Below are 14490 nucleotides of genomic sequence, written 5' to 3'. Positions count from 1 at the left end.
CTCCGTGCCGGTCCGGGACGAGGAGCCGGCCCCGGCCGAGTCCTCCTCCCTCGGTGAGGTCCCGGCGCAGCCGCCGGCCGCTCCGCAGGTTCCCCCGGCCCGTCCGTACTCGGACACCACGGCCGAGGAACTGGACGTACCCGACTTCCTGAAGTAGCCGAAGCACCACGTGATAGGGCAACAGCACCACGCGAGCGGCGCGCACTTCGCCTTCACCGACAGGTGGGGCGGGGTGAGCGCCGCTCCGTACGATGAGCTGAATCTCGGTGGCGCGGTCGGTGACGCGCGGGAGGCCGTCCACGCCAACCGCGCCCTGGCCGCCAAGGAACTCGGTCTCGCGCCGGACGCCGTGGTCTGGATGAACCAGGTGCACGGCAAGGACGTCGCGGTGGTCGACGGACCGTGGGACGCGGGCGAGGTCCCGTGCGTGGACGCGGTGGTGACGGCCCGCCGGGGCCTGGCCCTCGCGGTGCTGACCGCCGACTGCGTGCCGGTCCTCCTCGCCGACCCGGTCGCGGGCGTCGCGGGAGCGGCGCACGCCGGACGCCCGGGGCTGGTCGCCGGGGTGGTCCCGGCGGTGGTCGAGGCGATGACCGCGCTCGGGGCCGACGCCGCGCGGATCGTCGCGCACACCGGGCCCGCGGTGTGCGGACGCTGCTACGAAGTGCCCGCCGAGCTGCGCGAGTCCGTCGCGTCCGTCGCGCCGGGGGCCTGGTCCGAGACCAGCTGGGGCACCCCCTCCGTGGATGTCACCGCGGGGGTCGCGGCCCAGCTCGCCGGGGCCGGGGTGACGGCCCGTGAGCATTCCCACATCTGCACCCTCGAATCGGCGGACCACTTCTCTTATCGGCGCGAGCGCACGACCGGGCGGCTCGCGAGCTACGTATGGCTGGACGGCTGAGCTGTGACGGACCGTAGGACGCAACTGGCGGACAATCTGGCGCGGGTGGAGGAGCGGATCGCCGCGGCGTGCGCCGGCGCCGGCCGCCGGCGGGACGAGGTGAACCTGATCGTGGTCACCAAGACGTATCCCGCGAGTGATGTCCGGCTCCTCGCCGAACTGGGGGTCCGTCATGTCGCGGAGAATCGCGATCAGGACGCGGCACCCAAGGCCGCGGAATGTTCCGATCTGCCCCTGACGTGGCACTTTGTTGGTCAATTGCAGACCAATAAAGTACGGTCCGTTGCCCGCTACGCGGGAATGGTGCAGTCGGTCGACCGCGCCCGGCTCGTCACCGCCCTCTCCAAGGAAGCGGTGCGCGCGGAACGGGAGATCGGCTGCCTGGTCCAGGTGGCACTGGACGTGGAGGAAGGTGCCGAGCGGACCACCGGCGACCGCGGCGGGGTCGCGCCGGCCGGCGTGGCCGGGCTCGCCGACGCGATCGCGTCGGCCCAAGGGCTGCGCCTGGACGGTGTGATGACGGTCGCGCCGTTGACGGGTCCGTACGCCGGGCGCCAACGCGCCGCCTTCGAACGGCTGATGGAAATCTCGTCCGACCTGCGCGCCGCACATCCTGCTGCCACCATGGTGTCCGCGGGGATGAGCGCGGACCTGGAGGACGCGGTGGCCGCCGGGGCGACACATGTGCGCATCGGCACCGCGGTACTCGGAGTCCGTCCGCGCCTCGGGTAACGTCGCCAAGAAGTCGGACCACAGCACAAAATATGGTCATTCCCGCAACAAGCGGGCAGACCGAGTGGATTCACGGCCCCCGGTGACGGAGCCGATCCACCACAGAGCGGAGGACGCAGAGAATGGCCGGCGCGATGCGCAAGATGGCGGTCTACCTCGGCCTCGTGGAGGACGATGGGTACGACGGCCGGGGCTTCGACCCCGACGACGAGTTCGAGCCCGAGCTTGACCGGGAACCGGAGCGAGGACGGCACCAACAGCACCAAGTGCAGCCGGAGACACGCCCGGAACGGGAGGAACCGGTCAGATCCGTGCAGCCTCCCGCGCAGCGCGAGCCCGCTCCGCTCCCGGCGGAAAGCGGACGACCCGCCCGAATCGCCCCCGTGGCATCCATCACACCCGACCGTCCGAACCTGGAGAAGAACGCACCGGTGATCATGCCCAAGGCCGTGTCCGAGCGGGAGCCCTACCGCATCACCACGCTTCACCCCCGGACCTACAACGAAGCCCGTACCATCGGGGAACACTTCCGTGAGGGCACTCCGGTGATCATGAATCTCACGGAGATGGACGACATCGACGCGAAGCGACTTGTCGACTTTGCGGCGGGTCTTGTCTTCGGTCTGCACGGCAGCATCGAGCGGGTGACGCAGAAGGTTTTCCTGTTGTCTCCTGCTAACGTCGATGTCACGGCGGAGGACAAGGCCCGTATCGCAGAGGGTGGGTTCTTCAACCAAAGCTGAGACGCAACACCGGGCACACCAACGCCGCGAGGGTCGGCACAACGCAAGGGGAGAGGGACGGCGCGAGATGAGTGTCGCTGGTCAAGTGATCTATATCGCGCTGTACTGCTTCTTGTTCGTGCTGATCTTCCGGCTGGTGATGGACTACGTGTTCCAGTTCGCCCGTTCATGGCAACCCGGCAAGGCGATGGTGGTCATTCTGGAGGCCGCCTACACTGTCACCGATCCGCCACTCAAGCTTCTGCGGCGGCTCATCCCGCCGCTGCGTCTCGGGGGCGTGGCGCTCGACCTGTCCTTCTTCGTATTGATGATCATCGTGTACATCCTGATCACCGTCGTGAGGTCGGTGTTGTTGGTGTGAACGATACGGTCTTGCCGATTGCCGACGACTACGTTGAGGTGAAGTAGAGATGCCGTTGACCCCCGAGGACGTGCGGAACAAGCAGTTCACGACCGTCCGCCTCCGAGAAGGCTATGACGAGGACGAGGTCGATGCCTTCCTCGATGAGGTCGAAGCCGAACTGACCCGTCTCCTGCGGGAGAACGAGGACCTGCGCGCCAAGCTGGCCGCCGCGACGCGGGCCGCCGCGCAGAACCAGCAGCAGGGCATGCGCAAGGGACCCGACCAGCAGCAGGAGCAGCAGCAGCGTCCGGGGGCCCCGGTGCCCGCCGCCATATCGGGTCCGCAGCCGGTGCCGCCGCAGCAGCAGGGGATGCCTGGTCCTCCCCAACTGCCCGGTGGAGCACCCCAGCTGCCGGCCGGTCCCAACGCCCACGCCCCCCAGGGCCCGCACGGCCCCGGTCCGATGGGGCAGGGCGGCCCCATGGGCGGCCCCCTCGGCGGCCCCGGCGGACCGCAGCAGATGCCGCCTCAGCCGCCGCAGCAGGGCGGCCCCGGCGGTGACAGCGCCGCACGCGTGCTGTCGCTGGCACAGCAGACCGCAGACCAGGCGATCGCGGAGGCCCGTTCCGAGGCCAACAAGATCGTCGGCGAGGCGCGCAGCCGTGCCGAGGGCCTGGAGCGGGACGCCCGCGCCAAGGCCGACGCGCTGGAGCGGGACGCGCAGGAGAAGCACCGCGTCGCGATGGGCTCCCTGGAGTCCGCCCGCGCCACGCTGGAGCGCAAGGTCGAGGACCTGCGCGGCTTCGAGCGCGAGTACCGCACGCGTCTGAAGTCGTACCTGGAGAGCCAGCTGCGCCAGCTGGAGAACCAGGCCGAGGACTCGCTGGCCCCCCAGCGGACCCCGGCGACCGCCTCGCTGCCGCCGTCCCCGTCGATGGCCTCGGCGGGCGCGGGCACCATGGGCGGCAACCACTCCATGGGTGGGAACCAGCCGATGGGCGGCGGCCACGGTTCGTCCGGCGGCCCGTCGTACGGCGGTCAGCAGCAGATGTCGCCGGCGATGACCCAGCCGATGGCTCCGGTGCGGCCGCAGGGCCCGCAGCCGATGGGGCAGGCGCCGTCGCCGATGCGCGGCTTCCTCATCGACGAGGACGACAACTAGGCGCCGCGCGCAGCGCGCGGACGTCGGCAATCAGGGCCGGGCCCCGAGGGAACTCCCCTCGGGGCCCGGCCCTTTGACGTGACGACGCGTCCCCGGTAAGGGTGAGGGTCCTGAGATGGAGGACAGGGCGCGGGGTCACCGGTACGAGTGGCGGGAAACAGCCCCTCCGGAAACGCCGACGGCCCCCGGCGCGCACGCCGGGGGCCGTCGGACGGGAAGCCGTTACCCCGTCACACCTTGCGGAGACGGAACGTCAGCGACAGGGACTCGTCGGTGAACGGCTCGCCGAAGCCGTCCGCCGCCCCCTCCGCGTCCTGCTCCGCGGTGAACGCGGTGGCCAGCACCTCGTCGGCGATCAGCGCGGCGTGGTCGCCCAGCGCCGTACGGACGTCCGCGTCGGACGACTCCCAGCGCAGCGCGATCCGGTCGGCGACATCGAGACCGCTGTTCTTGCGCGCCTCCTGGATCAGCCGGATCGCGTCACGGGCCAGGCCCGCACGCCGCAGCTCCGGGGTGATCTCCAGGTCGAGCGCGACCGTGGCACCGGAGTCGGAGGCCACCGACCAGCCCTCGCGCGGGGTCTCGGTGATGATGACCTCGTCCGGGGCGAGGGTGACCGTCTCGCCGTCGACCTCGACCGTGGCCGTGCCGGAGCGCAGCGCCAGCGACAGGGCCGCGGCGTCCGCGCCGGCGATGGCCTTGGCGACCGCCTGGACGCCCTTGCCGAACCGCTTGCCCAGCGCCCGGAAGTTGGCCTTCGCCGTGGTGTCGACGAGGGAACCGCCCACCTCGGAGAGCGACTCCAGCGAGCTGACGTTCAGCTCCTCGGCGATCTGGGCGCGCAGGTCCTCGGAGAGGTCACCGAAACCGGTGGCGCCGACCAGGGCACGGGACAGCGGCTGACGCGTCTTCACACCGGACTCGGCGCGGGTGGCCCGGCCCAGCTCGACCAGCCGGCGCACCAGCCGCATCCGCTCGGAGAGCGCCGGGTCGACCAGCTCGCGGTCGGCGGCCGGCCAGGTGGCCAGGTGCACCGACTCCGGGGCGTCCGGGGTGACCGGGACGACCAGGTCCTGCCAGACCCGCTCGGTGATGAACGGGACGAGCGGGGCCATCAGCCGGGTCACCGTCTCGACGACCTCGTGCAGGGTGCGCAGCGCCGCCGCGTCGCCCTGCCAGAAACGCCGGCGCGAGCGCCGTACGTACCAGTTGGACAGGTCGTCGACGAAGGCGGACAGCAGCTTGCCGGCGCGCTGGGTGTCGTACGACTCCAGGGACTCGGTGACGTCGGCGACCAGGCCGTTCAGCTCGCCGAGCAGCCAGCGGTCCAGCAGCGGGCGGTCGGCCGGCGCCGGGTCGGCGGCGGACGGCGCCCAGTCGGAGGTCCGGGCGTACAGCGCCTGGAAGGCGACGGTGTTCCAGTAGGTCAGCAGCGTCTTGCGGACGACCTCCTGGATCGTGCCGTGGCCGACCCGGCGGGCGGACCACGGGGAGCCGCCGGCCGCCATGAACCAGCGGACCGCGTCGGCGCCGTGCTGGTCCATCAGCGGGATCGGCTGGAGGATGTTGCCCAGGTGCTTGGACATCTTCCGGCCGTCCTCGGCGAGGATGTGGCCCAGGCAGACGACGTTCTCGTACGACGACTTGTCGAAGACGAGGGTGCCGATGGCCATCAGCGTGTAGAACCAGCCACGGGTCTGGTCGATGGCCTCCGAGATGAACTGCGCCGGGTAGCGCTTCTCGAACAGCTCCTTGTTGCGGTACGGGTAGCCCCACTGCGCGAACGGCATCGAGCCCGAGTCGTACCAGGCGTCGATGACCTCCGGGACGCGGGTGGCGGTGCCCGCGCAGGTCGGGCAGGCGAAGGTGACCTCGTCGATGAACGGGCGGTGCGGGTCGAGGCCCGACTGGTCGGTGCCGGTCAGCTCGGTCAGCTCGGTGAGCGAGCCGACGCAGGTGAGGTGGCCCTCCTCGCAGCGCCAGATGGGCAGCGGGGTGCCCCAGTAGCGGTTGCGGGACAGCGCCCAGTCGATGTTGTTGTTCAGCCAGTCGCCGAACCGGCCGTGCTTGACCGAGTCCGGGTACCAGTTGGTGTTCTCGTTCTCCCGCAGCAGGGCGTCCTTGACCGCGGTGGTGCGGATGTACCAGGACGGCTGGGCGTAGTAGAGCAGCGCGGTGTGGCAGCGCCAGCAGTGCGGGTAGCTGTGCTCGTAGGCCAGGTGGCGGAAGAGGAGCCCGCGGGCGTCGAGGTCGGCGACCAGCGCCTCGTCGGCCTTCTTGAAGAACTGCCCGCCGACCAGCGGCAGGTCCTCCTCGAAGGTGCCGTCCGGCCGCACCGGGTTGACGACGGTCAGACCGTACGCCTTGCAGACCTTGAGGTCGTCCTCACCGAAGGCGGGGGCCTGGTGGACCAGACCCGTACCGTCGTCGGTGGTGACGTACTCGGCGTTGACGACGAAGTGGGCGCCCTCCAGCTCGACGAGGTCGAAGGGGCGGCGGTAGGTCCAGCGCTCCATCTCCCGGCCGGTGAAGGTCCGGCCGGTGGCCGTCCAGCCCTCGCCCAGCGCCTTCTCCAGCAGCGGCTCGGCGACGACGAGCCGCTCCGTGCCGTCGGTGGCGACGACATAGGTGACGTCGGGGTGCGCGGCGACGGCGGTGTTGGAGACCAGGGTCCAGGGGGTGGTCGTCCAGACGAGCAGCGCGGCCTCGCCGGCCAGCGGGCCGGAGGTCAGCGGGAGCCGGACGAAGACGGAGGGGTCGACGACCGTCTCGTAGCCCTGCGCCAGCTCGTGGTCGGACAGGCCGGTGCCGCAGCGGGGGCACCAGGGGGCGACGCGGTGGTCCTGGACCAGCAGGCCCTTGGAGAAGATCTCCTTCAGCGACCACCACACCGACTCGATGTAGTCGGGGTCCATCGTGCGGTAGGGGGCGTCCAGGTCGGTCCAGTAGCCCATCCGCGTGGTCAGCTCGGCGAAGGCGTCGGTGTGGCGGGTCACCGACTCGCGGCACTTGGCGTTGAACTCGGCGATGCCGTACGCCTCGATGTCCTTCTTGCCGCTGAAGCCCAGCTCCTTCTCCACGGCCAGCTCGACCGGGAGGCCGTGGCAGTCCCAGCCGGCCTTGCGGTCGACGTGGTAGCCCTGCATCGTGCGGAAGCGGGGGAAGACGTCCTTGAAGACCCGTGCCTCGATGTGGTGGGCGCCGGGCATGCCGTTGGCGGTCGGCGGTCCCTCGTAGAAGACCCACTCGGGCCGGCCCTCGGACTGCTGGAGGGTACGGGCGAAGATCTTCTGCTCGCGCCAGAAGTCGAGCACGGCGTGCTCCAGCGCGGGCAGGTCGACCTGGGCGGGTACCTGTCGGTACCGGGGCTGCGGACTCATCGGGTTCCTCCGGCGGACACCTGCTGCTTCTCCGTCCGGAGGGACGAGAGCTGCTGCTCCCGCGGTACCACCCTCCTTGGCGGCGCCGTGGCACCGCCCCCTCATTGGGGTCGCGCTGCCGGTTCTACTCGCCCGCCGTCCCACGGGGGCTTTCTTCCGGCGGCTCCGGGCTGATCTTCACATCGGGCACGCCCTCCGGGCTCGCACCGTCCCCGGATCGCTGATGGCTGCGTTCGACGCTACTCGTCCCATCGACGCCTTTCGCTGCGCCCAGTGTACGGGGCACCGACGGCAGCGGCCGAACGGAATTCCCCCGGGGACGGGGGACCCGAACGGGGCGGCCCGCGGCGGGGCGGAGCGGGCGTACGGGCGGTGCGTCCCGTTGCCGCGTGCCGTGTAGCGATTTATCGTTCCCGACACGATTTGCGAACAAGATCACATATGTAAGGGGTCGCGGCCATGGTGACGAAGAAGACCGCCGCGCGGAAGAGCACGACGCCGGACGCGGCGGAAGCGGAGCAGCCCGCCGCGAAGAAGGCCGCGAAGAAGACCGCCGCCGGCGCGGCGAAGAAGGCCACGGCGAAGGCCACGACGAAGAAGGCCCCGGTGAAGCGTGCCGCGAAGAAGACGGCGGCGGCCGCGACGAAGGGGACGGGCGTCCCGCTGGCCGCGGCCCCCGAGGAGCTGGCCGTCCGCCCGGGGGAGGACCCCTGGACGTCCGAGGAGGTCGCGGAGGCGCGCCGGGTCCTGCTGGCGGAGGTGGCGCGGCTGCGCACCGAGATCGCCGCGTCCGAGGACGCCATCGCGGGGCTGATGCGCGACTCCGGCGACGGCGCGGGGGACGACGAGGCCGACACCGGCAGCAAGAACATCACCCGGGAGCACGAACTGGCGCTCGCCTCCAACGCCCGCGAGATGCTGCACCAGACCGAACGGGCGCTGGGCCGCCTGGACGCGGGCACCTACGGGCTCTGCGAGAACTGCGGCAAACCGATCGGAAAGGCACGGATGCAGGCGTTCCCCCGGGCCACGCTGTGCGTGGAGTGCAAGCAGAAGCAGGAGAGGCGCTGACGGGCCCGCGGGGCGGGTGACCCGTACCCGCACCGGCCGTGAGGGTGTGTCGTACCCTCGTGCTCAGCCAGGCGCGGCCTGGCCGCGGAAACGACGGGCTGAGGGACGCACACGTGGCAGAGGCGGAAGGCATCACCGGTACGCCGGACCCCGGGAAGCCGGGCTCCGGGGCGGCACCCGCGGAGGGGACCGAGGGGGGACGGCCGGCGGAGCCGGGGGAGGGCACGGCGCGCGGCAAGCGGCGGATCGGCGCCCTGCTCGTGGTGGCGGCCATCGTCTACCTGCTGGACCTGGGCAGCAAGCTCCTGGTCGTGGCGAAGCTGGAGAACCACGCGCCGATCGAGGTCGTCGGGAGCCTGCTCCGGCTCACCGTGATCCGCAACCGCGGCGCCGCCTTCGGCATCGGCGAGGCCCTGACGATCTTCCTCACCCTGATCGCGGCCGCGGTCATCGTGGTGATCGCCCGGATCGCCCGCAAGCTCTACAGCCTGCCGTGGGGCATCGCCCTGGGGCTGCTGCTCGGCGGTGCCTTCGGCAACCTCACCGACCGGATCTTCCGTTCGCCGGGCGTCTTCGAGGGCGCGGTGGTGGACTTCATCGCGCCGGCCCACTTCGCGGTGTTCAACCTGGCCGACTCGGCGATCGTCTGCGGCGGCGTCCTCATCGTGATCCTCTCCTTCCGGGGACTCGACCCGGACGGCACCGTCCACAAGGACTGACGGGCGCGGGGCGCGGGGCACCACGGCCGGACTGCCATACTCGTGGGGTGAGCACGCTTCCCGAGATCCGCACCCTGCCCGTACCGGACGGCCTGGAGGGCGAGCGCGTCGACGCCGCGCTCGCCCGGATGTTCGGCTTCTCACGGACGAAGGCGGCCGAACTCGCGGCGGCCGGCAAGGTCCGGGTCGACGGCGCCGAGGTGATGAAGTCCGAGCGGGTGCACGGCGGTGCCTGGCTGGAGGTCGAGATGCCGCCGGCCGCCGCGCCGGTCGAGATCATCGCCGAGCCCGTCGAGGGCATGGAGATCGTGCACGACGACGACGACGTCGTGGTGATCGTCAAGCCCGTCGGGGTGGCCGCCCACCCGAGCCCCGGCTGGACGGGGACCACCGTCATCGGCGGTCTGGCCGCGGCCGGCTACCGCATCTCCACCTCCGGTGCCGCCGAGCGGCAGGGCATCGTGCACCGCCTCGACGTCGGCACCTCGGGCCTGATGGTCGTCGCCAAGTCCGAGCGTGCCTACACCCTGCTCAAGCAGCAGTTCCGCGAGCGGACCGTCGACAAGCGCTACCACGCGCTGGTCCAGGGGCACCCGGACCCGATGAGCGGCACCATCGACGCCCCCATCGGCCGGCACCCCCAGCACGACTACAAGTGGGCGGTGACCGCCGAGGGCAAGCCGTCGGTCACCCACTACGACCTGATCGAGGCGTACCGGGCGGCGAGCCTGCTCGACATCAAGCTGGAGACCGGCCGCACCCACCAGATCCGGGTGCACATGTCGGCGCACCGCCACCCCTGTGTCGGTGACCTGACCTACGGCGCCGACCCGACGCTGGCCAAGCGGCTCGGGGTGACCCGGCAGTGGCTGCACGCCGTGCGGCTGGGCTTCTCGCACCCGTCCGACGGCGGCTGGGTCGAGTTCGAGAGCGCCTACCCCGACGACCTCCAGCACGCGCTGGACACGGTGCGGGACGAGAGCTACTGACGGTGGTGCGGTCCGTCCCCGGAGCCCGGCGGACGGACCGCGTTCCTCCGATTGTTCGACGGTCATGGCACGCTTAAGGCGGAAAATGATCGATTCGGACTCCGGAGCGTTACCACCGTGGACCAGTTGGCCCTGTTGTTCGTCCTACTCCTGGGGGCCGTGGTCATGGTCCCGGTCGGGGACCGGCTGGGGCTTCCCTCGCCGGTCCTGATGACCCTCGCGGGTGCCGTCCTCGCCCTGCTGCCCTTCGTCCCCAACGTCGACATCCCACCGGAGTTCATCCTCCCGCTGGTGCTGCCGCCCCTGCTCTACGCGGCGGTGCAGCGCACCTCCTGGCGGCAGTTCACCGCCAACATCCGGCCGATCTTCCTGCTCGCGGTCGCCCTGGTCTTCGCCACCACGGCGGCCGTCGCGGCGGTCGCCCAGGCCGTGGTCCCCGGCATGCCGCTGGCCGCCGCCGTGGTGCTCGGCGCGCTGGTCGCCCCGCCCGACCCGGTCGCCGCCACCGCCGTCGCCGGCAAGCTCGGACTGCCCCGCCGCATGGTCTCCATCCTGGAGGGCGAGGGCCTGTTCAACGACGTCACCGCGATCGTCCTCTACCACGTCGCCCTGGCCGCGGCCCTCAGCGGCACCTTCTCCGCCCCCGCGGCGGTCGGCTCCCTGTTCCTGTCGGCCGTGGTCGCCGTCGCCGTCGGTCTGGTCCTCGGCTGGGTCGCCAACAAGCTGATGAACGTGCTGGGCGACCCCACCCTCCAGATCGGCCTGACGCTGCTGGTGCCGTTCGTCGCCTACGTCCTCGCCGAGGAGTTCCAGGGCTCCGGCGTGCTCGCCGTGCTGACCACCGCGCTCTTCCTCGCGGAGTACGCGGTCGACGCCGACGACGTGATGGGCCGGCTCGCCGGCTACACCTTCTGGGAGATCGTCGACACCCTCGTCACCGGCGTCGCCTTCGGCCTCATCGGCCTGGAGCTGCACAACATCTTCGGCGCCGCCTCCGCGCGCTGGACCGAGCTGCTGGGCGGGGCCGCCGCCGTGGTCGCCGTCGTCGTCGCCGTCCGGCTGCTGTGGCTGCTGCCCGCCGCCTGGCTGGCCAAGCGGATGCACAAGCGCAGCGACATCGACGAGGACATCCCGATGACCTGGCGCGAGACCGTGATCATGTGGTGGTCGGGGATGCGCGGGGTGGCCTCCGTGGCGCTGGCGCTGGCCATCCCGCTCACCGTCGACGACGGCGGGGCCTTCCCCGCCCGCGACGAGATCCTCTTCATCGCGTTCGCGGTGGTGCTCACCACCCTCCTCGTCCAGGGCCTGACCCTGCCGTGGCTGGTGCGCCGGCTGCGGGTGAAGGCCGACAGCGAGGCCGAGGAGGCGCAGGAGCGGGAGCTGGCGCTGCGGGTCATCAAAGCCGGAAAAGGCCGGCTGAAGGAGATCATGGCGGTCGAGGAGCTGCCCGACGAGATCAGCGAGCAGCTCGCCCGCCGCGCCTTCGACATCGGCGCCAGGATCGCCCCGGACATCGTCGACGACGAGCGCCGCGAGCACTTCGACAAGCGCATCGCCCGGATGAAGAAGGTGCAGCGCATCCAGGGCGAGCTGCTGTCCGCCGCCCGCCACGAGGTGCTGGCCGCGCGCAGCGAACCGGGAGTGGACCCGGAGATCGTCGACCGGGTACTGCGCCAGCTCGACATGCGCAGCCTGCGCGGCACGCCCTGACCCTCGGGTCCGTCGTCACACCCCCGCCTGCCTCCGGGCGGACGACGGTGGTATGACGCCGGGGACGTACGCCACCGGCGCCGGGCGGGGGTGCGGGCACTGCCGACGGCAGCTGGCACGATGGGGGCAGTGCGATCCAACGACAGGGAAGTGATCTCAGTGCCGGCCACCAGCGAGCCCGTGACCTCGACGATTGTGCTGTTCCACTCGGTGTACGGGCCGCGTCCGGCGGTGCGCGCCGCGGCGGACCGGCTGCGGGCGGCGGGACACGAGGTGATCGTTCCCGACCTGTACGGCGGACGCACCGCGGACACCACCACCGACGGCCTGGCGATCAAGGAGGAGATCGGCAAGGAGGAGCTGCTGCGCAGGGCCGTGGCGGCCGTCGCGCCGTACTCGGACCGCGGACTGGTCTATGCCGGTTTCTCCTTCGGCGGCGCGGTGGCGCAGAACCTCGCGCTCGCCGACGAGAAGGCGCGCGGCCTGCTGTTGTTCCACGGCACCTCCGACATCGCCGACGACGCCGCCACCGACGAGCTGCCGGTGCAGCTGCACGTCGCCGACCCCGACCCGTTCGAGCCGCACGACTGGCTCACCGCCTGGTACCTGCGGATGCGGCGGGCCGGCGCGGACGTCGAGGTCTTCCGCTACCCCGGCGCCGGCCATCTCTTCACCGACCCGGACCTGCCCGACCACGACGCCGAGGCGGCGGAACGCGCCTGGAACGTGGCACTGGACTTCGTCGCGGGACTGTAGCCGCGACCGGCGTCCGCACGCCCGGAAACCACGACCGCCGGGTCCGGCCGCGGCCGGACCCGGCGGAACCGGGGGAGCGGGCGCCTACTTCTTCAGCGCCTTGTCGACCATCGAGTTGAACTCGGGCAGCGTCGACGGCGCGACGACGCCCCGCTCACCCTGGTTGCCGATGGCGGTGCCGTTCAGCTGCACCGTCGGGGTGGAGGTGACGTCCTTGAACGAGTTGAACGAGTCGGACATCTCCAGCGCCCACCGGTCGTACGTACCGTCCTTGACCGCCTTCTGGAAGGCGGCGTTGCCCTTGAGCGCCGGAACGGTGTCCGCCACCTTGATCAGGTAGCTGTCGTCGGCGAACTTGTCCGGGCCGGTCTCCTCGGGGTGGAACTCCTTGGAGAACAGCGCCTCCTTGTACTTCAAGAACGCGTCCGGGCCGACGTTCAGCGCGGCGCCCAGCGCGCTGAGCGCGTTCTTGGAACCGGTGCCCTTGAGCGCGTTGTCCAGGAACGTGCCGAGGTGGAAGGTCGCCTTGTACTTGCCGTCCTTGATGTCCTTCTGGATCTGCTCGCCCATCGCCTGCTCGAAGCCGGAGCAGGCGGGGCAGCGGGCGTCCTCGAAGAGCGCCAGGGTGTTCTTGGCGTCCTTCTTGCCGATCTCCACGGTCGTGCCCTTGTCGCCCGAGGTGTTGGCGGGCTTGACGAGCTTGGCCTTGGCGGCCTTCGCCCAGGCGCCGCCCGCGTCCGTGCCGGAGGCGTCGTCGCCGCCCGCGTTGGCGACCGCCACGCCGATGCCGCCGGCGAGCGCCAGCACCGCGACGATCGCGCCGCCGACGGTCAGCTGCCGCCGCATGCGGTCCTTCTTCGCCTGCCGCTCGCGCTCGGCGCGCAGCCGCTCGCGGGCTGCCTGCTTGTTGGCCTGGCTGTTGCGGTTGCTCATGGTGTCCTGCTCCGTGAAGTCCGTGCAGCCGCCCGCCCGCCGGGACACGGGGGCGGTCCCGGGGCGGGGCTGCGGGGGTGGGTGCTGCGCGTGCTGGGGTAGCCGTACCCGCCCCTGAGGGGGCGGTACGCGGAGGCCGCCGGCCCGGAGGGCGTCAGACGGCAGGTGCGCGCGGCGGCCCGCGGCGGACGACGCAGTGCACGAGCAGCGGCACGCCCCGGACGGGCGGCCCGCCACGCGGGACGGAACGGAAGGGCCGCAGCGTCGCGGACACCCCGCCGACGACCGCCACCGCGATCAGCAGCGGCCGGAACGCGAAGGCGGCGACGGCTCCCAGCAGCTGGGCCAGGGCCGCCTCGCCGCGGCGCAGCCAGGCGGCGGCCAGCAGCCCGACGAGCAGGTGCGCGGCGAGCAGCAGCACCCAGGTGACCTGGGGCGGGTGGTGGCCCGTCGCGAACGGGACCAGGGGGGAGCCGACGTCCCCGCCGCCGCAGAGCAGGTTCACGCCCAGGGAGCGCAGCGGGCCGGCCACCGGGCCGCCCGCCTGCCCGTAGCAGGTGTGCTGGCCGATGCTGAAGACCGTGTCGGCGGCCAGCTCCAGCGGGACCAGCAGGGCCGCGATCCGCCGGAACCCGCGCTCGCTTCCGGCCAGCGCGTACGCGACGGCGAACACGGCGGCCGACAGGGCGGCGACGGTGGTGAGCGGCAGCGGCATCCGGGACAGCAGCACGTGCGACGTCGCGGACAGCGTCACGCACAGCGCCGTGAAAAGCGCCGCGCGCAAGGCCCGCAGAGGTGCCGCCGAGAGGTCCATGGGAAGCGAGTGTGCCATGGTCCGTGGTAAGCCGCGCCTAAGAGGGCGGAGAAAGACTCTCGGGCCCCGCCCCTCCCTCCTGACGATCATGGCGTGATCCGGCCCCTCGGCCCCGTCACGCGCCCGGGACGCGGTCCTCGCGCAGCAGGTCGACGAAGATCCGGTGGTCGGCGCGGGCACGCGCCCCGAGGGCGTGCGCGCGGTCCGCCAGCAGCTCGGCGAAACCGTCCTCGT

The 14490-nt window shown here is 71.6% G+C and carries 13 protein-coding genes and 1 pseudogene; 11 read left to right on the top strand and 3 right to left on the bottom strand.

What is annotated here, in order from left to right:
* The 6 genes and pseudogenes from AC51EU_RS18200 to AC51EU_RS18175 form a co-directional block, all read left to right on the top strand.
* Window positions 1–157 (top strand): annotated as a pseudogene (locus AC51EU_RS18200) (cell division protein FtsZ); the annotation flags it as partial.
* A 12-nt stretch (window positions 158–169) separates the two neighbouring features.
* Window positions 170–901: a peptidoglycan editing factor PgeF gene (gene pgeF / locus AC51EU_RS18195; RefSeq protein ID WP_496268037.1), complete on the top strand. Its 732-nt coding sequence runs from the start codon at window positions 170–172 to the stop codon at window positions 899–901.
* A gap of 3 nt (window positions 902–904) precedes the next feature.
* The gene (locus AC51EU_RS18190; RefSeq protein ID WP_496268036.1) at window positions 905–1633 is read left to right on the top strand and encodes a YggS family pyridoxal phosphate-dependent enzyme; all 729 of its coding nucleotides are present in this window, start codon (window positions 905–907) and stop codon (window positions 1631–1633) included.
* Window positions 1634–1755: 122 nt separating this feature from the next.
* Window positions 1756–2376 carry a cell division protein SepF gene (locus AC51EU_RS18185; RefSeq protein ID WP_496268035.1) on the top strand — a complete coding sequence of 207 codons (621 nt, stop codon included), beginning with the start codon at window positions 1756–1758 and terminating at the stop codon, window positions 2374–2376.
* Between the two features lie 67 nt (window positions 2377–2443).
* Window positions 2444–2737 (top strand): YggT family protein, encoded by a 294-nt coding sequence (locus AC51EU_RS18180; protein WP_496268034.1) that lies wholly within the window; start codon window positions 2444–2446, stop codon window positions 2735–2737.
* Between the two features lie 49 nt (window positions 2738–2786).
* Window positions 2787–3881 carry a DivIVA domain-containing protein gene (locus tag AC51EU_RS18175; protein WP_496268033.1) on the top strand — a complete coding sequence of 365 codons (1095 nt, stop codon included), beginning with the start codon at window positions 2787–2789 and terminating at the stop codon, window positions 3879–3881.
* 230 nt (window positions 3882–4111) lie between these two features.
* Here the strand turns inward: AC51EU_RS18175 and ileS are convergent, their stop codons facing one another.
* Window positions 4112–7261, bottom strand: coding sequence for an isoleucine--tRNA ligase (gene ileS, locus AC51EU_RS18170; protein ID WP_496268032.1), 3150 nt, complete (start codon window positions 7259–7261; stop codon window positions 4112–4114).
* A gap of 459 nt (window positions 7262–7720) precedes the next feature.
* On the opposite strand from ileS, the gene AC51EU_RS18165 reads away from it, so the two are divergent.
* From AC51EU_RS18165 to AC51EU_RS18145, 5 genes are all read left to right on the top strand, one after another.
* Window positions 7721–8332 carry a TraR/DksA family transcriptional regulator gene (locus AC51EU_RS18165; RefSeq protein WP_496268031.1) on the top strand — a complete coding sequence of 204 codons (612 nt, stop codon included), beginning with the start codon at window positions 7721–7723 and terminating at the stop codon, window positions 8330–8332.
* Between the two features lie 113 nt (window positions 8333–8445).
* On the top strand, window positions 8446–9051 hold the full coding sequence (gene lspA / locus AC51EU_RS18160; protein ID WP_496268030.1) for a signal peptidase II: 606 nt from the start codon (window positions 8446–8448) through the stop codon (window positions 9049–9051).
* 47 nt (window positions 9052–9098) lie between these two features.
* Entirely contained in the window at window positions 9099–10040 is a 942-nt protein-coding gene (locus tag AC51EU_RS18155) for an RluA family pseudouridine synthase (protein ID WP_496268029.1), read from the top strand.
* 117 nt (window positions 10041–10157) lie between these two features.
* Entirely contained in the window at window positions 10158–11753 is a 1596-nt protein-coding gene (locus AC51EU_RS18150; protein ID WP_496268028.1) for a Na+/H+ antiporter, read from the top strand.
* Window positions 11754–11912: 159 nt separating this feature from the next.
* On the top strand, window positions 11913–12509 hold the full coding sequence (locus AC51EU_RS18145; RefSeq protein WP_496268027.1) for a dienelactone hydrolase family protein: 597 nt from the start codon (window positions 11913–11915) through the stop codon (window positions 12507–12509).
* An 84-nt stretch (window positions 12510–12593) separates the two neighbouring features.
* Here the strand turns inward: AC51EU_RS18145 and AC51EU_RS18140 are convergent, their stop codons facing one another.
* Window positions 12594–13442, bottom strand: coding sequence for a thioredoxin domain-containing protein (locus AC51EU_RS18140; protein ID WP_496268026.1), 849 nt, complete (start codon window positions 13440–13442; stop codon window positions 12594–12596).
* A gap of 154 nt (window positions 13443–13596) precedes the next feature.
* The gene (locus tag AC51EU_RS18135) at window positions 13597–14256 is read right to left on the bottom strand and encodes a hypothetical protein (RefSeq protein ID WP_496268038.1); all 660 of its coding nucleotides are present in this window, start codon (window positions 14254–14256) and stop codon (window positions 13597–13599) included.
* Window positions 14257–14490: the final 234 nt, after the last annotated feature.

Source organism: Candidatus Streptomyces philanthi (assembly GCF_059553635.1).
Note: the sequence above shows the minus strand (reverse complement) of the source record. Positions and strands in the feature narration are given on the sequence as shown.

Bases quoted from the DNA above. Each gene is read 5' to 3' on its own strand.
- AC51EU_RS18185 (WP_496268035.1), top strand. From the start codon at position 1,756: ATGGCCGGCGCGATGCGCAAGATGGCGGTCTACCTCGGCCTCGTGGAG.
- AC51EU_RS18180 (WP_496268034.1), top strand. From the start codon at position 2,444: ATGAGTGTCGCTGGTCAAGTGATCTATATCGCGCTGTACTGCTTCTTG.
- AC51EU_RS18175 (WP_496268033.1), top strand. From the start codon at position 2,787: ATGCCGTTGACCCCCGAGGACGTGCGGAACAAGCAGTTCACGACCGTC.
- ileS (WP_496268032.1), bottom strand. From the start codon at position 7,261: ATGAGTCCGCAGCCCCGGTACCGACAGGTACCCGCCCAGGTCGACCTG.
- AC51EU_RS18165 (WP_496268031.1), top strand. From the start codon at position 7,721: ATGGTGACGAAGAAGACCGCCGCGCGGAAGAGCACGACGCCGGACGCG.
- AC51EU_RS18140 (WP_496268026.1), bottom strand. From the start codon at position 13,442: ATGAGCAACCGCAACAGCCAGGCCAACAAGCAGGCAGCCCGCGAGCGG.
- AC51EU_RS18135 (WP_496268038.1), bottom strand. From the start codon at position 14,256: ATGGACCTCTCGGCGGCACCTCTGCGGGCCTTGCGCGCGGCGCTTTTC.